Here is a 19,131-nt window from a genome sequence, read left to right as displayed (position 1 = left end):
AACAGTATGAACTACTTTTTCAGGAGGCTACTGACGGGAAGTATCGAATGCCTTCTACAGAGTTTAGTTCCCCGGGGGGGGTTGTGGATCACAATTTGGTACATAGCAGGACTGATGGCAGCAATGATTCAGGGCATATACAGCGTGGTTATCTGCATCAGATGTCCCCATCAGTATTGCATATGACAAAGAAGTTGGAGACGCTTTCATTGTCGTTTCCTGATAAGTTGCTGAAGGCTCTGAAGAAGATTATTGAAAGCCCGATGATGGGTGCCCGTTGTCATTTAAAGGATGATATTTATACGACGATTAGCCAATTACAGCAGCTGCCAAAACAATCTCTCTATCGTTTTCAACTCCCGTTTGACGATCAGCATTTTTCTTCGGAAATCTGCCATGAACCCAGCTTTGGATTTTTACTGTTAGATCAGCAACTACCTGACTTTCTGACGGTCCTCTGTTTCGGTGGCAGCCTGTCTTCGCTGGTTGCCGGGGCTGAGGATTCAGCACCAGATGACTCTTCGACAGACAGCTCTCCCCCTGCTGTTACAAGAAAGCTGACAAGGATTGGTAAACAACTGATGGATCAGGTTGCCAGAGCCCTGTCAGAGGTTTGGAGAACAACAATTTGTTCGCCTTATTGCTCAGTATCAGACACTGGCTTCTCTTCTTTGGCCCAATGGATGGGGGGGGCACTGATAACCCCTGCTTCATTCGCAGATGACTGCCTGCTGAATCAGTTTGATCTTGAGTTTCGTGATCCGGCATACGCTGACTCACCATGGTTAGTCCCTGTTTGCTTCTATACCCCGGTCAATGCTTTTACCAGTGCCATGGTAGAGCAGGGAATGGTTGACGAAACAGGTTCAAAGCAGGGGTGCCGGGATCGCATTCTGGGGGTTCTTGGCAAAATCGAGGTCGATGTTACCGTTGATCTTGAGCCACTGTCTTTGCCGGTGAGCAAATTATGTGATCTGAACGTTGGTGACGTTCTATCGATACCCCATCCCGGAAAATCACATATAAGAGTTGAGAATGCTCTCTTGTTTCGAGGAACGACAGGGCAACATGGAGGGCACCTTACAGTGGTAATCAATAACTGTTTAAGAGGAGAGGACAGTCAGTGAACGACTCACGACCTTCAGTTGATGATAAGCCTTCAGTTGAGGATGAGCCTTCAGTTGATGATGAGCATACAACGGTAATTAATCCGGAAGCATCGGACATTACGAAGGAATACGTTCAGCATGACTCTTCTGATCAACCAGTGTTGATGGGCTCTGATGTACAGCCCGTGAATGGGATGACGGACGATAAATCAGCAGGCGTTCCTGAAGAGCTTGATAATGAAGCAGAGCATCATACGTCAGGGTCAGTAGAATATGATAGTTTGGAACCAGCGACAACGGACGATGCAGAGCCTGATTCGTATAAGGATCCTGATGAAGAGCCCCAGGCCAGGCTTACTTCGTCAAACCTGGGCCTTGTCGGGGCTTTAGAAGTCACTATGACCCTGAATGTCGGTAGCAAACGTATGGCCATTACCGATATTCTCAACCTGCACACAGGTTCTGTCGTCTGTCTGAACCGTCGGGAACATGACCCACTGGATGTCATGATAAATGGGGTATTGTTTGCTCGTGGCGAAGTGGTTCGGACAGGGGATTATTATGGCCTGCGCATTCTGGAAATCCTCTGATATTGATGTCTTGTCAGGTGTTTCGCGTATTGTCGTCTATGCCCGTGGTTTGCGGATACCCGTTACGGCCTTGCTGCTGATTTTACCCACATTATCTGAGGCATCCCTTCAGTTGCCGTTGTTATCCGTCACCTCCGGTGATAACCAGCAGGATTACACGGTTAACCTGCAGATTTTTTTAATATTGACGGTGTTGGCTTTTCTCCCCGGTCTGCTGATGGTAACCACCAGCTTTACCCGGGTATTGATCGTACTGGCCATACTTCGCCAGGCACTTGGGTTGCAGCAAACACCACCCACCCGGGTGCTGATTGCTTCGGCACTGATCCTGACAGTATTCATTATGAAACCGGTATTTAACGAGATCCGGGAACAGGCGGTCGAACCTTACCTGGAAGAGCGAATGCCATTCAGAGAGGCGATAGAAGTCGCAGGACTACCACTGCACCAGTTTATGCTGAAGCAAACCCGAAAGGTGGATATGGAACAATTTTTGGTGTTATCCGGTGAAATTTCTCCTGTCGACGACGGTGGCGGTAAACCGGATGTGGTGCCCGAGAATATTCCGTTTTCCTTACTGATGCCGGCTTTTTTAAGTAGTGAAATTAAAACCAGCCTGCAAATGGGGCTGATGATCCTGCTGCCATTTCTGGTTATTGACCTGCTGGTTGCCAGTATTCTTATGGCACTGGGCATGATTATGCTCTCGCCGATGTTGATCTCTCTGCCCTTTAAACTGTTGCTGTTCGTTCTGGTGGATGGCTGGGGTCTTATTATGGCAGGCACCATCAGGAGCTTTTCTACCTGAGAAGCGAATAGACGGCTATTCTCGAACAGCCTCTCGGCACCCATTTAGCCACATTAGCATTAGCAACTGCCCTGAATTAATTTCTTCGATGTTACCCAGTAAAGAAAAACCTTGCCACGGAGACACGGAGACACGGAGAAAAAATAGAAAAAAAATCTTTTCTCCGTGGCTCCGTGCCTCCGTGGCAAAAAGAGGAAGTTATTTCAGGGCAGTTCCTTACAAAATGTTTTTTACGACGCGGGATATATAAATGTCGCCTGACGATGCGGTCTACATGTTTGCCAATGCCTTGCGGAGTGTTTCCTGGATGGCTCTGGTGCTGATTGCTCCCGGTCTTCTGGTGGGCCTGCTGATCAGCATCATCCAGGCGGCAACCCAGGTAACCGAACAAACCCTGAGCTTTCTGCCCCGGTTACTTATCACATTGTTAACGCTGTCACTGTCAATGCATTGGCTGGTTCAGGAATTAAGTGCCATCTTTAATGACTTTTTTGTTGCCATTGTGAATAGCCAGTGAACAGTATGGCACTCTCTGAACTGTCACATCAGATTGTGCTTTATTTGCTGGTGTTCTGTCGTATTTCCGGATTTGTCATGACCTGTCCGCTGACCCGGGAGTGGTTACCTCTCTCAGCACGCTTACTGCTGGCTTTAGCACTGTCTGTGGCCGTCATGTTGCAACTGTCATCTGCAATGACTACCGATCTGTCACTGAGCCTTGTCCTTGCGGCCTGTTCTGAGTTTATTACCGGACTGTTATTTGGCGCGGTATTACTGATCTATTTCAGCGTGTTTACCCTCGCAGGGCATTTAACCGGCCTACAGATGGCGTTGGGATTTGCAGAACTGAACGACCCTGCCAATGGTATCAGTGTTACCGTGATTGCCCGTATCTATCAGGTTATGGCTCAGCTTCTTTTTGTTCTGATCAATGGCCACCTGCTGTTCTTTATGGTGGTTATTAACAGCTTTCATGCATTACCCATCGGGCATTTTCTGATGATTAGCGACAGAGTACCAGCCCTGATCACCATGACTGGCTGGATGTTCGGAGCCGGGTTGCTTATTGCTCTTCCCGCCATTGTCTGTCTGCTGATTGTCAATCTCACCTTTGGTTTCATGACACGATCAGCACCACAGATGAATCTGTTAACCCTCGGTTTCCCCATGATTGTTCTGGTCGGAATAGTACTGTTGAGCCTCAATATACTGCAGGTGCCTTATGCGGTCGAACAGCACATCCACTATGCATTGAAGACTCTTGGGTTTCTCTTGTCCGGTTAAGTGATGAATTCCGAACAGCAAGAACAGGGCAGTGAGCCCACGGAGCAACCCAGTGAGCGGCAGAAAAAGAAAGCCCTGCAAGAGGGGCAGGTCTCCCGGTCAAGAGATCTGATGATTGCCATGCAGAGCCTGGCCATTTTTTTACTGCTTGGCCATTCCCGTTATTTTGATCAGATCGACACCGTTATGGCCATGCTGGCACAGGTTGACGCACCACTGAATGATGCTTCCCATGCATCGATTATGGACAGACTGCAGACGGCATTTTCCGTATTTCCGGCAGTCATGATCACCATGTCCCTGGTGATTGTTTTCAGTGTCACCGCTGGTGCCCTGATTTCCGGCCCCTTTATCTTCAGTGTGACCATCGTGGCAGCAAAAGCCCGGCGGATAAATCCGGTGGCGGGGTTAAAGCGGATCTGTTCTGTTCAGGGGCTGGCTGAGGTGGTACGGGCATCATTAAAAACTCTGTTATTGGCCGTGGCGCTTTTTTTGATTATCCGCTACCGACTGCCAGAAGTCATGGCACTGCGTAACTACCCTGTGCCGATGGCCGCAACCCGGGCATTAACGCTGTTATTGTCCACCGGACTGGTATTATCCTGTGTACTTATGGTCATTGCCGCTGGTGATGTTGTGTGGCAAAAACACCGGCTTCGGAAACAACAGCTTCTTACACGACAACAAGTCAAAGACAATCTGAAGAACGAAGATGGCTCACCACAAACCCGGCAGAGGATTCGACAGACACGGCAAAAACTGGCGGCAGTGACTCGCAAAAAAATGCTGGATGCTATCCCCGGTGCAGATCTTGTGCTGACCAATCCGGGCCATTTTGCGGTGGTATTGAAATACCAGCCGGACAGTGATCGGGCTCCGGTGCTGGTGGCCCGCGGGGTAGACCATATGGCAGAACTGATTATCAGTATCGGGCGCTCGGCGGGCAAGCCGGTACTGATTCAGCCCATGCTGACCCGGGCCCTGTATTATCATACTGACATTGATCAGGAAATTGCCCCGGATTTGTATCAGGCGGTGGCAAAAATCATGGTCTACCTTTATCAACTTGATCGTTATCGCACTCACCAAAGTACCTTCTGTCCCAGCTCACCGAATATACAGATACCTGAAAAATACCAGCATTCATCAGGCACAGGAAATCCGTAATGAGCAGTACCGGCTTGCTCCTGCCGACCTCTTCAAAGGCTTCCTTATTGGCGACACCGCTGTTATTGCTGGTGGTTCTGGCCATGCTAATGTTGCCTATTCCGCCATTTCTACTGGACTTCCTGTTCAGTTTTAATATTACCCTGTCGTTGATTCTGCTGATTCTTACCATTTACATTAACCGCCCCCTGGATTTTTCCCTGTTCCCGACACTGTTGCTGGTCGCCACTTTGCTGCGGCTGGCCCTGAATATTGCCTCAACAAGGGTGGTGCTGATCAATGGTCATAACGGACCCTATGCGGCAGGCAAGGTGATTGAGGCATTTGGCAGCGTGGTGATTGCCGGTAATTATTTTGTTGGTTTACTGGTTTTTCTGATTCTGGTGATCGTCAACTTTGTGGTTATTACCAAAGGTGGTAGTCGTATATCGGAAGTGACTGCCCGTTTTGTGCTTGATTCGATGCCAGGCAAGCAAATGGCCATTGATGCTGATCTGAACTCCGGCGTGATTGACCACAATGAGGCCAGGATAAAACGGGAAGATATTACCCGTGAAGCGGATTTTTATGGGGCTATGGACGGTGCCAGCAAATTTGTCCGTGGTGATGCCATTGCCGGGTTGATGATTTTGCTCATCAATATTCTGGGCGGTGTGAGCATTGGCGTCTGGCAATATGACATGAGTGGTACCGAAGCCGTACAGCTTTATGGCCTGATGACTATTGGTGACGGGTTGGTGGCCCAGATCCCTTCCCTGCTGTTATCCACCGCGGCCGCCATTATGGTGACCCGTATATCCGGGGCTGTGGACATGAACCAGCAGGTTCGACAGGAAATTATCGGACAACCCAGGGCGTTGATGGTCGCCGCTGCGGTACTGGTTGTGATTGGTCTGGTACCGGGTATGCCCCATGTGGCCTTTGTTATACCGGGCTTATTGATGTTGTCGTTTGTCTATCGACGTATATCACTGGAAAGAATTACTGAACAGAAGAGTATACTGGCTGGCAAAGGTGATGAAAGCAGCGTGGCATCAAAGGAGCGACTGACATGGCAAGATATATCGGTCGTTGACCCCATTGGCCTGAATATTGGCTATCGTGTCATATCACTGCTCAGTCAAAACCCCGGGAATCATGTGACCAGTCACGTAACCAATGGTGAGCTGGCCAGTCAGATCAGGCACCTGAGAAGGGAGTTGTCGGAAAAATACGGCTTTCTCATACCCATGATTCATATACGTGATAACCTGAATCTGGACCCGGACAGTTATTCTATTCAGCTGCATAACGTTACCGTTGACCATTTTAAACTGCACCTGGATCAACTACTGGCCATTGCCCTGGAAAATGCCCGGCCTCTGTCTTTTGCACCTCCGGTCAAAGACCCCTGTTATGGGTTGACGTCTTACTGGATTCCAGTGACTGAACGGGAGGCATCATTACAGGCCGGCTATACCGTGGTTGATTGTGCCACCGTGATTACCACCCATGTCGGCAGGATGATCGAAAATCATATCGACGATCTCTTCGGGTTCGAAGAGACTCAGGGGTGGCTGACCCATCTCCGACAAATCTCACCGAAGCTATGCGACGAACTGGTTCCGGATAAACTGCCTCCGGGCCTATTGATGCAGGTTCTCAAGCGACTGCTGGCTGATAATATTTCGATTGCTGACAGCCCACGCATTGCCGCTACATTACTGGCTGCTTCAGGGCCACAGCAGGATATTCTGACCCTGCTGAGTCTGGTTCGTATCACCTTACGACGACAGATTATCGACCCACTGATCAATCATCAGTCACTGCCGGAACAGCTTTCGGTATTTACCCTGTCGCACGAACTGGAAAAAATGTTGTTGCTGGCCAGAGAGCAGGCCAGACGAGATTCGCAGTTTTCAGAAGAGTCTTTCGTTATCGAGCCCGGCCTGTCGATGCAATTGCAGAATAATATTCCAGAGTTGGTCAGTCAGGCCCATAACCAACAGGTGGAGCCCGTACTGCTGGTCTCACCCCAGCTCTGGCCTTTGCTTTCCCGATACAGCCGCATCGCGCAATACCGGTCATTAACAATATTGTCGTTTCAGGAGATTCCTGATGACCTTCAGGTGGAAATTATCGGACAGCTGGGGTGAGATGATGTTGGGAGCATTAAAAAAATCCGGAGGGTCCATCAAAAAAAGGCTTATGGGAAGCCGCCATCAGGAATAATCGGGCAAACCCTTCAAGGGCTGTATCTTAACGCCGTGAAGGTCTATCCTAGCGGCCAATTTATTGAATACGTTGGATTAACTGGTTATGCCCCTTTCTACCGAGGATCTCTCCAGACTGAAACAAAGCCTCTCCCGGGTTTCCAGTGAGTTGCCTCTTTCAGCCTTAAGAGAAGCCACAGAGCATCGGCAGGAAATCACTCCCATGCTCCTGCAGGCGCTGGAAGCAGTGAAAATACGTGGCCAGCGCAGCAGCTCATCGGCAAAAAGCCGTCTGGCACTTCATGCCCTTTATCTGTTAACGCAGTTTCGTGAGCCAGCGGCGTGGCCCATTGTCGTTGATCTGTTCAGTTCCATGAGTTCTGAACAGAATGTGGCGATTGGTGATGACTTTGACGAAGTGGTTTGTGATCGCCTGAGCCAGATTTTTGCCACCGTATGTCCCGGCGATATTCGCCCACTGCAGTCCATTATTGAAAACACCAGCATTGATGAATACGTCCGGGATGCCGCACTGGGAGCCCTGGTGGTCCGTTATCAACAGGGAGACCTGGAGCTTCAGGTGTTGACGACCTATCTGCATCAGCTGTATGAGTACGGTCTTGAGCAGGAAAAAAATCAGGTGTGGAATGCCTGGGTTCAGGCCTGCTACAACACCCAGCCCGAGTCTTTTATGGTGGCCCTGAAAGACCTCTACGAAAAAGAGTGGGCGGATACCTATTACATCACCCTGGACGAACTGAAATTACGCTGCGGTGTTGCGCCGGAAGTGATTAATCAGTCGGTGATGAAGCAGGAGGGTGAGTTCTACTGCTATCTGGAGGATGCTGTGGCGGCATTAAGGCAGTTGAGCTGCTATTCCGGAGAGGGCAACGAGCTGTTAACCAACTTGGAGAATATGGTGATCAATCAGACGGCACCAAAGCAGGGTGAACAGTCTCAGCGAGCATCGACGTTTACTTCATCATTCGCTGGTGTCGGCAGAAATGATCCCTGCCCCTGTGGCAGCGGCAAAAAATTCAAGAAGTGTTGTTTGCACTGATAACCAGGCTTGTTCCCATGCAGAGAGGATTTCAGGGTTATACAGCTTGGTCAGCCTCCTGGGATGATGGTACGCCCTATAGCTGGTTGAAAATCCGGGAAAATGCAGGGTATCAGAGAAGGGGATAAAACCTCCCCACCCTGCCACTGCCACATTTGCCCGTAACGGTTTCTGTTATTTATCGTAAATTCTTGAATTTAATCTTCTAAAAAATCGAGTTCAGTTGTTTGGGATAAATAATGGGATAACTCTGAGTATTGGTCTTATCAAGCTTGACATTCAGGGAACAACACAGAACCGGGTAATGAGGTCCGTGCAATCCAGGAGGTTGGCATTGCTTTATCAGAACCGAAGAAGCATGCAGACAAAATTGCACCTAATGGAATAGCCCTGCCACAACTGTCACCGCCGCAGTAAATATTTTCTCTCACTGTTTTTTCATAGTTCTCGGCCTGCAGCAGAAGATGGGTAATCACTATAAATGAGGCGTCAAGACCGCAGTGCATTCCCACTTCCTGTGCAACCTCTTTTGGGCTGCGCTTGAGCATTGATTCAGCGATTTTGATTGCCTTGGTAATGTCTTCGCTTACTTCTTTTGCCTTTTTCACACACTGCTCAGGTGAAAGGCCCTCATGAGCACTTTTTATCATCAGGGCAACGGCTTTGGCGTAGCTAACGGCAGTGTCGTTATTATTGGTGACACGCACTGCTGATTCTACCTTTTCCATCAAGTCCTGGTCCTGGCCATGGACAGCAATCAGAGGTGGTAGCTTTGATAATGCCGGATTCTGGGTATCGTCAGCACCGCAGGCAGCAAGAGGTTCGTCATTGCTCTTTCTTTGATGGAGGTTGAGCAGGGTTTGCCTGGTTGGATGATCCGTATAACCTTGCCACTGACCACCAAAGTCAAACCATTTTTGGAAAGATTCTATGTAACTCTGCTCTGAATAATGGCTGTTGGCTATGATGGCATCCTGCATCGCCAGCAACTGAGCGCCGTAATGGGAAAACTCACCGGCCTGTTTTCCTTCATGGGCAAAGTATCCCTTGTCCTGGTATTCTGCCCGGGCAGGCGTATGAAACTCGGGACTTTCACCTCCGTACTTTGCAATCAGAGCCTGATCGTACAACCAGTGAAACCCCATGGCGGCCGCGTCAGCGACCAATGCGCCCATAATTGATTCATAGGCTCTGTGTCGTTCATTCATTGTAATACCTCTCTGTCACGTTATATGCCTGTCTGAATTTTTAGCATATGACTTAATTGATAAAGTATCGCAGCGCTTTACAGATAACCTGATATGTTTGGTGCTTCGGTATCATTATTTCATTTTGCACTGGTGCAGCAAGGAAACAATTTACAGGGCAGGCTTGATATGGCCATCAGTTTTGACAAAGTGTTGGGTATTCATCCACAGGCGTTGGCATTCAGAGGACTAAGGGCGGAGGTGCTGGCCGGTAATCTTGCCAATGTTGATACGCCGGGGTTCAAGGCTCGGGATATTGAATTTTCTGCGGTGTTGAATCATCAATTGAATCAGCCAGAAGGTGCCGAAGCGGCTCAACGGGCCTTAAAACTGACGGCGGATACCCAGTCGTTGATGTATAGAATTCCTCACCAGCAAAGCAGTGATGGCAATACCGTTGAGCTTGGGGTCGAGCAGTCATCCTTTGCCCGTAACTCCCTGGATTTTCAAACCAGCCTGACATTTGTCAGAAAAAAGCTGAGTGGGCTTGAGCTGGCGATCAGGGGAGGTATGTAATATGTCACTGAATAATCTCTACGCAATTTCCGGTTCAGCGCTTAATGCGCAAACGGTCAGGTTGAATAGTATCGCCAGCAATCTGGCCAATATGTCCAGTGCCGGCAGCTCTCCAGAAACCGCATACCGCCCATTGCGACCGGTTTTTTCTACGGTCTATGACCAGCTTCAGGGTGAAGGGCAGTCTGCCCGGGTTACCATAGACGACGTGTTCAGAATGCCCCCCAGTGACAAGAATCGCCGTTATGAGCCAGGCAGTCCTTTGGCGGATGAGTCTGGCTATGTGTATTACCCGGACGTTAATGTCATTCAGGAAATGGCAGATATGTTATCTGCTACGCGCAGTTATCAGAGCAGTATGGAAGTGATGGTCAGCGCCAGAAAGTTGCAGCAAAAGCTGCTGTCACTGGCCGAGTAACGAATGATTCAGATACCCCATGGATAAGCACTAAAGGTGATATGTGACAGGGATCAGTCCGGTAAATAATGCTTCCAGTTCCTCAGCTCAACCCTCTTCAAGCTCCCTGCAGGTGGACCAGAATCAGTTCATCGAACTCTTTGTCGCCCAGCTGAATAATCAGGACCCTTTAGCGCCCCTGGATACCAACCAGATGCTGACACAGCTCTCTCAGATATCGTCGGTAGAGAGCCTTAACTCCATTGATGATCGTATTGATGGGCTCATCAGCTCACTCCAGCAGTCACAAATGTTAGGGGCCTCACAGCTGGTGGGTAAAGATATAAAAGTCAATACCAATCGAGTTGAGCTTGACGAATCAGGTAGTGTAACGGGTGAAGCGCAAATACCGGTAGCGGCCAGTGATGTATTGATCCGGGCCTATGATATCAATGGTGTGCAGGTTGCCTCAAAGTCCCTGGGAGCCCATGGCACTGGGAAAGTTAACTTTACCCTTGATGATATCAGCCCGGGACAACACACCATAACCGCCACGGCGGTCAGTGGTGACGAGGCTTATGCAGCAGGCGTCACGCTTGGTGGGCGCGTATCTGGTGTTGAAGCCACTGGCGCAGGAACCTATTTGAAACTGGCTAACCTTGGTACCTATCCACTGTCATCGGTTCAGGCCATCTCGGAATAAATAGCGCTACTCAACAATGGAGATGTTGAAACCATTTAAGGAAGCAACGATCAGGGAGGATAAACATGTCTTTTAAAATAGGGCTCAGTGGACTCAATGCTGCCCAGCAGGATCTTCAGGTTGTCAGCAATAATATTGCCAACACCAATACTGTCGGATTTAAAAGCTCCAGGGCAGAGTTCGCTGATGTTTATGCTTCTTCGGTAGCCGGTGGCAACAGTCAGGTTGCGGGTGTTCAGGTGGCAGACATCAGTCAACAGTTTGCCCAGGGAAGTATTACGTATACTGAGAATGCCCTGGATATGGCTATTAACGGTCAGGGCTTTTTCATGGTGAGTGACAATGGGGAGCTTTCCTATTCGAGAGCGGGTTATTTCTCTCTGGATGCCAATAACTATCTGGTCAATAACCAGGGAATGAACCTGCAGGGTTATTCAGCAGATGCTTCAGGCAATATTCTGGCAGGAACCCAGACGGATTTAAGAATTGCCCAAAGTACCATGCCAGCCCAGGCAACCAGTCAGGTGAGTAGCGCAGCAAACCTTGATGCACGGGCATCAGTGCTTACCGGAACGATTGATACCAGTGATCCCGGTACGTTTAACTCAACCATGGCGTTTGATGTGAATGACAGTCTTGGTGCGTCACATACCGTCAGTCTTTATTTTGCCAAAACGGCGGATAATACCTGGAAAGTAGATTTATATTTTGATGATGCTGCAACGGCTGATCTGAGCCAGACCATGACCTTTAATTCTGACGGTACGCTGGCGACACCTGTAACTCCGTTACCTGGTGGGGGTACTGAAAATATTCTGTCTCTGAATATTCCTGCCGGGAATGCCAGACTGGCGGGAGCAGACGAAATAAATATGGATATCGATATTTCCCGGTTTTCCCAACTGGGCGCTGACTTCTCAGTAAACCAGGTCGCGCAGAATGGCTTTCCCCCCGGCTCATTGACCGGCATTCAGATTACTCAGAAAGGTATCTTACAGGCGTTGTACTCCAATGGTCAGACCCAGACGCAGGGGCAGGTTGTACTGGCTGACTTTCCTAACGACAGTGGACTTATTCCCGAGGGGGATAGCTTATGGCAGTCCAGCTTCGCATCAGGTAATCCATTGGTTGGAACTCCGGGCTCAGGCATTATGGGCTCTCTGGAATCCGGTGCTTTGGAACAGTCCAATGTGGATATATCTTCACAGCTGGTCAGACTGATTGAAGCCCAGAGTAATTATCAGGCCAATGCTAAAACTATTGAAACCAGCAATAACCTGACTCAGACCTTGATGAATATCATCTGACGGACATTGATAGCCTATGGATAAGGTGCTTTATATCAGCTCGGCAGGGGCAAACCTGGCCATGCGGGCCCAGCAGGTTCATGCCAATAATCTCGCCAATAGCAGTACACCCGGTTTTCGACGTGACTTTGTCAGCAGTCTTGCTGTTGAGCTTCAGGGCGATGGCCTGGGTAGCCGGGTAATGCCTGTTGCCCGTGGTCTTGGCAGCAGTTTTGATGCGGGCATTATGGAAACCACCGGCAGAAATCTGGATGTCGCCATTAACGGGGATGGCTGGCTAAGTGTCGAAACCGCAGCGGGTACCGAGGCCTATACCCGTTCAGGGCAGCTTCAGGTTACTTCGGATGGACAGCTGGTCATTGCCGGAGGGTTAGCTGTGGTGGGAGAAGCGGGTGCGATACAGCTGCCGGAGTTTCAATCTATCGACATTGGTATAGACGGCACAATTACCATAATTCCTCCCGGAGAGGCCAATGAGCCCGTTGAAGTCGGTCGGCTGAAGCTGGTTAACCCGGAGCCGGGCGAACTGCAGAAGTCCGCAGATGGGTTGTTTGTTGCCACTGCGGGGGATGAACTGGATGCAGACCCTGATGTCCGTCTCAGAACAGGCTACCTGGAATCGAGTAATGTTAATGCGCTCAATGAAATGGTGTCGTTTCTGTCATTGAGCCGCCAGTTTGAAGCGCAGATGAAAATCATGAAGGCTGCTGGGGATATGGCCTCCTCAGGTGACCGTTTGGTCAGAGATCAATAGTCGTCTGATACATAAAAGACAGGATAGGGAAATCTGAAATGAATCCATCATTATGGGTCAGTAAAACCGGGCTGGCAGCCCAGGAAAAGCAGATGTCGATCATTTCCAATAACCTGGCCAATGTGAATACTGTCGGGTTTAAAAGGGACAGAGCGACATTTGAGGATCTTTTTTATCACATTCAGCGTCAGCCAGGAGCGCTGAATGATCAGGATAATGAGCTGCCTTCCGGTTTGCAGGTCGGTACTGGCGTCAAAATGACCGGAACTCAGAAAGTATTTACCCCGGGCAATTATGAGACAACCAGCCAGGCTCTCGATCTGGCCATTGTGGGCAATGGCTTCTTTCAATTTGTGCAGCCGGATGGAACCCCTGTGTACTCAAGGAATGGACAGTTTCAGATCGATGCCGATGGTCAGATCGTTAATGGTAATGGCTTGCCCCTGGAGCCGGGTATCACCATACCTGCCGATGCTACCGGTATCACCATCAGTGACGACGGCATTGTGATGGTGAAACAACAGGGTGTGATAGATCCCCTGGAAGTCGGCCAGATAACGTTGGTTAACTTTGTCAATCCGGCAGGGCTGCTGGCCCAGGGTGGCAACCTGTATCAACAGACTACCGCCAGCGGTGACCCCATAGAGGCATTGCCTGGTCAGGAAGGCCTGGGTTTGTTGAAGCAATTTACCCTGGAAACGTCCAATGTCAGCACCGTGGAAGAGCTGGTGAATATGATTTCAGTGCAACGGGCCTATGAGATGAACTCAAAAGTCATCGCTGCGGCCGATGAAATGATGCAGTTTGTTAATCAGACACTCTGATCCGGGAGGCTGTTATGAAAGGGTGGTTACTATTACTGTCTCTGATTCTGGCTGGCTGCCAGCTTCAGCCTGTAAAACCACCCATCAGTCCGGAAAAGACGGCGGTAAGCAGGCACATTCCCAAGGAAAACACGACGGCTACCAGGGAAGCGTTACCTCAACCTGAAATTCCACCAACTGGCAGCCTGTTCAATGCCCGTTACAGCAGCCTTATGGTTTCTGACCGAAGGGCCTATCGTCTTGGCGATATTCTGACCATTGAGCTGGAAGGAACCACCAATATCAGTATGGGGGGCGGAAGCAGCACCAATAAAAGTACGACGATTTCCATTCCTGACCCAACATTGCTGGGACGAAGCAGTGCCTCCATTCTTGGCAGTGGCTGGTCATTGGCTTCGGATATTCAACCAGCAAGAGAGTATGGTGGTACCACGAGCTCCAGTAGAAATAACCGCCTGGAAGGCAGTGTGGCCGTTAAAGTGGTTGAAGTGCTGCACAATGGCACCTTACGTATCGAAGGGAATAAGTGGCTGACGATTAATTCAGGCCGGGAGCAGATACGAATCAGCGGACTGGTCCGTCCGGAAGATATCAGCACGGATAACAAAGTCTCTTCTGAACGTATAGCGGAGGCCAGAGTCGACTACATTGCTTTAGGCGATAATGCCAATGCCCATGAGCCAGGATGGTTCACAAAAATGCTGAACAGTCCTTTCTTTCCGTTTTAAGGGCGGCCATTTCAGGGAGGCGGTATGACAGGGAACAAACGTCATGACTATGTGAGCAGCGTCTTCTTTTTTCTATGCCTGACTATTACGGTTATGGGGACTTCTCCATCAGCCCATGGTCGTCGGCTACTGGATATGGTTGATGTTGAAGGTGTCCGTAGTAATCAGCTGATCGGCTATGGCCTGGTGGTTGGTCTTGACGGCACCGGGGATAAGTCAGCCTTTACCAAACAATCCCTGGTGAATATGCTCCGGGAGTTTGGTCTGACGATCTCTGCCGTAGATGTTAATTCAAAAAATGTGGCTGCGGTGACGGTGCATGCAACCCTGCCAGCCTTTTCCCGTCCGGGACAGAAGCTGAATGTCACCGTCTCATCCATCGGCGATGCCAAGAGTCTCAGAGGGGGAACCTTACTATTTACCCCACTGAAAGGCGCTGATAACCAGATTTACGCCATTGCCCAGGGCAGCCTGATTGTCGGGGGTGTGTCTGCCGAAGGTTTGTCAGGGCGTGCGGATAATCCCGGGGCAGGGAGTAAAGTTCAAATCAACAGTACAAATGCCGGCCGTATCCCCGGCGGAGCATTAATCGAGAAAGCGGTTCAGACACCCTTTAATTATGGTAATCATCTGGTGCTTAACCTGAAGGAGCCCGGATTCACCTCGGCACGACGTATTGTCAAAGCCATCAACAATTATTTCGGACCGGGTGTCGCTGCCGCTACCAATGGCGTATCGATAAAAGTATCCGCCCCTGTGGACAGTAGCCAGCGCGTTGCTTTTATGTCCATGCTGGAACAGATCAATGTGGAGTCTGCCAGCCCGGCCGCCCGGATCGTGTTTAACTCACGGACAGGCACCGTGGTGATGGGTGAAAACGTTCGGGTCCGACCTGCTGCGGTAAGCCATGGCAATCTGGTGGTTCGTGTCAGGCAGACGGCAACCGCGAGCCAGCCCGGGGCATTCGCTGAGGGCGGTTCCACCGAAGTCATTCTAAACAGTGATGTTTCTCTTGAGGAAGAAGCATCGGCAATCTACCTGGTACCAGAAGGCGTGTCGTTATCAGAAGTGGTATCGGCGATTAATGGTGTTGGCGCGACACCAACAGACCTGATGTCCATTCTGGAGGCTTTAAAGGCGGCGGGCGCTCTGGAAGCAGAGTTAATCGTGATTTAAGCCTTACCAGCGGCAATATTAGAGAAGGAACTCAAATGCTCTCAGGTATTAATCCAACGTTTGATATGTCTGTATCTGCCAATTCGCCCGCTGAAAAGGTTGAGGATATCGAGTCTGCCGCCAGGGCGTTTGAATCCTTGTTTGTTAATGAATTGCTGAAAAGTATGCGTAAAGCGAATGAAGCCATGATGGCAGGCAGTGAGCTGCCCATGATGAGTAAAGACACTCAGTTCTTCCACTCCATGTTTGATTCTCAGTTAGCAGAACATTTGAGCGCCAGCGGCGGGCTTGGTATTGCCCAGGCCCTGATCAGGCAGCTGGGTGATTGAGAGCCTAGGAGGCTGACCGAGAATAGCGCCCGTAGCGAGGATGGCAGAAAATTGAGGATAAAAAGTCGGAAATTTTTAGTGAATAGTGGTTCTATTTGCTAAAAAATTCCGACTTTTTAGACCAATTTGCTGCCACCGCAGTAGGGCAGTCTATTCTCGGTCAGCCTCCTAGGAGCCTATCCGAGAAGGTAAAGGTGTTCAAGAACCCACTTTCACTGGTCGACAGCCTCCCAGAGCAGAAGACAAAATTCCGGAAGCCACCATGAGTTTGACTCAAATTGCGACCTCAGGATTACTGGCCAGTCAGAAAGCACTGAATGTTGCCAGTAATAATATCGCGAATGCCGAGACTGAAGGATATAGCCGACAGACGGTTCAATACAGCCCTACCTATACGTTATACCCCGGATCCGGCGCTCTGGGTACGGGCGTGAATACCAGTGCCGTTAATCGTATTACCAGCAGCTTTCTGACTGCCCAGATGTGGGAGAGTCAGTCCCTGGCCAGTGAAAGTAATATCCATGCTCAGTACCTGAACGATCTTGATCAATGGCTGGGTAATGAGAATACGTCGTTATCGAAAGGTTTTGAGCAATTTTTTTCAGCACTGAATGGCAGTTCTGTTGACCCTTATGCTGTAAGTGCACGACAGGTGGTAATAGCCGAGAGTGTCGGGCTCGCTGAACGCTTTAACACCCTGTATGCCCAGTTACAGGGGCAGGCGACCATGGTTGGCCAGCAACTGAATGCGGCAGCGGATCAGGCCAATGGTTTGCTGGCTAACATTGCGGCATTTAATGATCAGCTGCGTTCTTTATCCACAGGCAACCAGCCTGCCAATGAAATATTGGATCAGAGAGACCAGGCCATTCGTGACCTGTCTGAGTTGGTATCGGTTAATGTACTGGAACAGTCGGATGGCTCATACAGTCTGTATATGAAGTCTGGCCAGCCGCTTATTCTCGGTAATCAATTCAATGCACTTAGCGTCAATGGTCAGGTAGATGCAGCCAATGGGTTTCAATTACAGCTCAATACCGGCAATTCTGAAATTCCGATTACGGGTGATCCCGGAGGTGTCATAGGCGGCCTGATGACTTACCAGTCGGAAGAGCTTGTTAAGGCCCGCAATGAGCTGGGACGTCTGGCGGTAATGATTACCAGTGAAATTAATGACCAGTTGCAGGCTGGAGAAGACTTGAATGGTAATCCGGGAGCAGCATTATTTAATGACCTGACGACACCGGTTGGTGCTGTCATGGCGCTGGATATGTCATCGACCGCGGTTTCTGCATTAACGGTGGTTAATACCAATCAGTTACAGGCCAGTGAATATGATTTCCGGGTAGATAATTCCGGTAATTACAGTCTGGTGCGCAGGTCCGACGGTGCTCAGGTTGCTGCTGGTGTCTTGACTGGCTCAGGCACTGATACTATTGCTTTTGATGGTGTTGAAATCCGTGTGGACGGTACCGCAACAGACCAGCTTTATCGTTTATCACCGGTACGCTTCGGTGCCAGAGAGATCCAGACTGCCCTGACGGACCCTGCTGCCCTGGCATTTTCTGCTCCTGGCAGTGGCGTGGGGGATAACAGTAACCTGCTGGAACTGGTGGCCATTCAGTCCAAAGGGTTGCTCAATAATGGCCAGAGCACATTGATGACTGCTTATTCAGGATTTGTGGGCGATATCGCTGTGCAAACCGCTCGGATAAAAACAGAGGCTGATGGTGGACAGGCGTTGTTAAGTCAGGCGGAAGCTGCCGTCAGTACCTACAGTGGCGTTAATCTGGATGAAGAAGCGGCCAGTATTCTTCGCTTCCAGCAGCTTTACAGCGCTAATGCCAGAGTGATATCGGTGGCTCGCACCACCTTTGATGCTTTGCTGGCCATGTTCTAAGCTTTGCGCATTAAAAAACAAAGACTGGAGAAAACCGTTCCAGGGAGAAGGAACCATGAGGATAAGTACCGGTAACTTTAATAGAGTGATGCTGCAGGTCATGCAGCATACTATGGCGGACCTGGCAAAAACTTCAGATCAGCTGTCAACAGGTAAGCGAATTCTTCAGCCTTCAGATGATGCCATTGATACCGTAAAGGTCTTGCAACTGAATAATGAACTGACAGCCATCGGTCAGTTTGAAAATAATATCAGCTCCGCTACTGGCTGGCTGCAGCAGCAGGATGCGCTTTACAGCGGCATGAATGATTTACTGTTAAGAGCACGGGATCTCCTGTTACAAGCTGCCAATGGCACACAGAGCGGTGCTGACCTTAAGTCACTGGCAACAGAGTTAAGCTCTTTGAATGAATCGCTGCTTAGCCTTGCCAATTATCAGACGGCAGATGGTCAGTATCTGTTTTCTGGTACGACCACAAACCAGCAACCGGTGGTTCAAGCCGTTGGAGATTATGCCTACAACGGCAACAACCAGTTCCGCCAGGTGGCCATCAGTGGCTCTGCACAGGTTCAGATTACTCAGCCCGGCAACGAACTATTCTTTGATAACTCTGCTACACCTCCTCTGGACAGTATTTTTGATGCGTTAACGACTGCAGTGTCTGAGCTGAATAATCCAGTCAATCTGTCAACGGTTCTTGCCGATACCATTACCTGGGTTGATGCAACCATGGAGCGTATTGGCACTGCACAAACCCGCAGCGGCAGTGACCTGAACCTGTTGGATCGAATTTCAGAAAGTCACGCTGATATTCGCCTTTTTGCCGAACAGTTGAAATCAAACCTTGAAGATATTGATATGGTTGAAGCGACGACCCGGTTAAATCAGCAGCAGTTGATTCTTACTGCCAGCCAGCAGGTTTATGCCAGTATCAAGCAGCTATCTCTATTCAACTACTTAACCTGATCGCCTTCGCTAAACCGGAGTTAATCCAGAGGTGATAGTCTCTGGTCATTTAAGATTTTGAATACTCTTGCCG

At 49.6% G+C, this 19,131-nt stretch carries 20 protein-coding genes; 19 read left to right on the top strand and 1 reads right to left on the bottom strand.

Features of this window, described 5'->3' with window-relative positions; all coding sequences use genetic code 11:
- Window positions 1-83 precede the first annotated feature (83 nt).
- The 8 genes from CX664_RS11240 to CX664_RS11205 all read left to right on the top strand — a co-directional run bounded on the left by CX664_RS11240 (window position 84) and on the right by CX664_RS11205 (window position 8,210).
- Entirely contained in the window at window positions 84-1,127 is a 1,044-nt protein-coding gene (locus CX664_RS11240; RefSeq protein WP_163372192.1) for a FliM/FliN family flagellar motor C-terminal domain-containing protein, read from the top strand.
- Complete coding sequence (locus tag CX664_RS11235; protein ID WP_101746821.1) at window positions 1,124-1,699, top strand: FliM/FliN family flagellar motor switch protein; 576 nt, start codon at window positions 1,124-1,126, stop codon at window positions 1,697-1,699. The genes CX664_RS11240 and CX664_RS11235 overlap by 4 nt, the downstream gene beginning before the upstream one ends.
- Window positions 1,671-2,507, top strand: coding sequence for a flagellar type III secretion system pore protein FliP (gene fliP / locus CX664_RS11230; protein WP_101746820.1), 837 nt, complete (start codon window positions 1,671-1,673; stop codon window positions 2,505-2,507). The genes CX664_RS11235 and fliP overlap by 29 nt, the downstream gene beginning before the upstream one ends.
- Before the next feature lie 250 nt (window positions 2,508-2,757).
- Window positions 2,758-3,024 carry a flagellar biosynthetic protein FliQ gene (locus CX664_RS11225; protein WP_101746819.1) on the top strand — a complete coding sequence of 89 codons (267 nt, stop codon included), beginning with the start codon at window positions 2,758-2,760 and terminating at the stop codon, window positions 3,022-3,024.
- Between the two features lie 5 nt (window positions 3,025-3,029).
- Entirely contained in the window at window positions 3,030-3,791 is a 762-nt protein-coding gene (fliR, locus tag CX664_RS11220) for a flagellar biosynthetic protein FliR (protein WP_101746818.1), read from the top strand.
- Window positions 3,792-3,794: 3 nt separating this feature from the next.
- Window positions 3,795-4,958 (top strand): EscU/YscU/HrcU family type III secretion system export apparatus switch protein, encoded by a 1,164-nt coding sequence (locus tag CX664_RS11215; protein WP_101746817.1) that lies wholly within the window; start codon window positions 3,795-3,797, stop codon window positions 4,956-4,958.
- Window positions 4,958-7,093, top strand: coding sequence for a flagellar biosynthesis protein FlhA (locus CX664_RS11210; RefSeq protein WP_101746816.1), 2,136 nt, complete (start codon window positions 4,958-4,960; stop codon window positions 7,091-7,093). Before CX664_RS11215 ends, CX664_RS11210 begins: the two co-directional genes overlap by 1 nt.
- Before the next feature lie 163 nt (window positions 7,094-7,256).
- The gene (locus CX664_RS11205) at window positions 7,257-8,210 is read left to right on the top strand and encodes a DUF1186 domain-containing protein (protein ID WP_101746836.1); all 954 of its coding nucleotides are present in this window, start codon (window positions 7,257-7,259) and stop codon (window positions 8,208-8,210) included.
- Window positions 8,211-8,476: 266 nt separating this feature from the next.
- Here the strand turns inward: CX664_RS11205 and CX664_RS11200 are convergent, their stop codons facing one another.
- The gene (locus CX664_RS11200) at window positions 8,477-9,418 is read right to left on the bottom strand and encodes an ADP-ribosylglycohydrolase family protein (RefSeq protein ID WP_101746815.1); all 942 of its coding nucleotides are present in this window, start codon (window positions 9,416-9,418) and stop codon (window positions 8,477-8,479) included.
- Between the two features lie 93 nt (window positions 9,419-9,511).
- Between CX664_RS11200 and flgB the strand changes: the two genes are divergently transcribed.
- The 11 genes from flgB to flgL all read left to right on the top strand — a co-directional run bounded on the left by flgB (window position 9,512) and on the right by flgL (window position 19,058).
- Window positions 9,512-9,973 carry a flagellar basal body rod protein FlgB gene (gene flgB, locus CX664_RS11195; RefSeq protein ID WP_276328480.1) on the top strand — a complete coding sequence of 154 codons (462 nt, stop codon included), beginning with the start codon at window positions 9,512-9,514 and terminating at the stop codon, window positions 9,971-9,973.
- A gap of 1 nt (window position 9,974) precedes the next feature.
- Window positions 9,975-10,391, top strand: coding sequence for a flagellar basal body rod protein FlgC (flgC, locus tag CX664_RS11190; protein ID WP_101746814.1), 417 nt, complete (start codon window positions 9,975-9,977; stop codon window positions 10,389-10,391).
- Window positions 10,392-10,434: 43 nt separating this feature from the next.
- Window positions 10,435-11,073 carry a flagellar hook assembly protein FlgD gene (locus CX664_RS11185; protein ID WP_101746813.1) on the top strand — a complete coding sequence of 213 codons (639 nt, stop codon included), beginning with the start codon at window positions 10,435-10,437 and terminating at the stop codon, window positions 11,071-11,073.
- Window positions 11,074-11,138: 65 nt separating this feature from the next.
- Complete coding sequence (gene flgE / locus CX664_RS11180; RefSeq protein ID WP_101746812.1) at window positions 11,139-12,380, top strand: flagellar hook protein FlgE; 1,242 nt, start codon at window positions 11,139-11,141, stop codon at window positions 12,378-12,380.
- Window positions 12,381-12,396: 16 nt separating this feature from the next.
- Entirely contained in the window at window positions 12,397-13,134 is a 738-nt protein-coding gene (locus CX664_RS11175; RefSeq protein WP_101746811.1) for a flagellar basal body rod protein FlgF, read from the top strand.
- 38 nt (window positions 13,135-13,172) lie between these two features.
- The gene (gene flgG / locus CX664_RS11170) at window positions 13,173-13,958 is read left to right on the top strand and encodes a flagellar basal-body rod protein FlgG (protein WP_101746810.1); all 786 of its coding nucleotides are present in this window, start codon (window positions 13,173-13,175) and stop codon (window positions 13,956-13,958) included.
- A 14-nt stretch (window positions 13,959-13,972) separates the two neighbouring features.
- Complete coding sequence (locus CX664_RS11165) at window positions 13,973-14,686, top strand: flagellar basal body L-ring protein FlgH (protein WP_101746809.1); 714 nt, start codon at window positions 13,973-13,975, stop codon at window positions 14,684-14,686.
- Window positions 14,687-14,710: 24 nt separating this feature from the next.
- Entirely contained in the window at window positions 14,711-15,862 is a 1,152-nt protein-coding gene (locus CX664_RS11160; RefSeq protein WP_101746808.1) for a flagellar basal body P-ring protein FlgI, read from the top strand.
- 35 nt (window positions 15,863-15,897) lie between these two features.
- Complete coding sequence (locus CX664_RS11155; RefSeq protein WP_101746807.1) at window positions 15,898-16,191, top strand: rod-binding protein; 294 nt, start codon at window positions 15,898-15,900, stop codon at window positions 16,189-16,191.
- 262 nt (window positions 16,192-16,453) lie between these two features.
- Entirely contained in the window at window positions 16,454-18,091 is a 1,638-nt protein-coding gene (gene flgK, locus CX664_RS11150; protein ID WP_101746806.1) for a flagellar hook-associated protein FlgK, read from the top strand.
- A 55-nt stretch (window positions 18,092-18,146) separates the two neighbouring features.
- Window positions 18,147-19,058, top strand: a complete 912-nt coding sequence (flgL, locus tag CX664_RS11145) for a flagellar hook-associated protein FlgL (RefSeq protein WP_180966459.1) — start codon at window positions 18,147-18,149, stop codon at window positions 19,056-19,058.
- Window positions 19,059-19,131 lie beyond the last annotated feature (73 nt).

The sequence above is a fragment of the Endozoicomonas acroporae genome (assembly GCF_002864045.1).
Lineage (GTDB): Bacteria > Pseudomonadota > Gammaproteobacteria > Pseudomonadales > Endozoicomonadaceae > Endozoicomonas > Endozoicomonas acroporae.
Note: the sequence above shows the minus strand (reverse complement) of the source record. Positions and strands in the feature narration are given on the sequence as shown.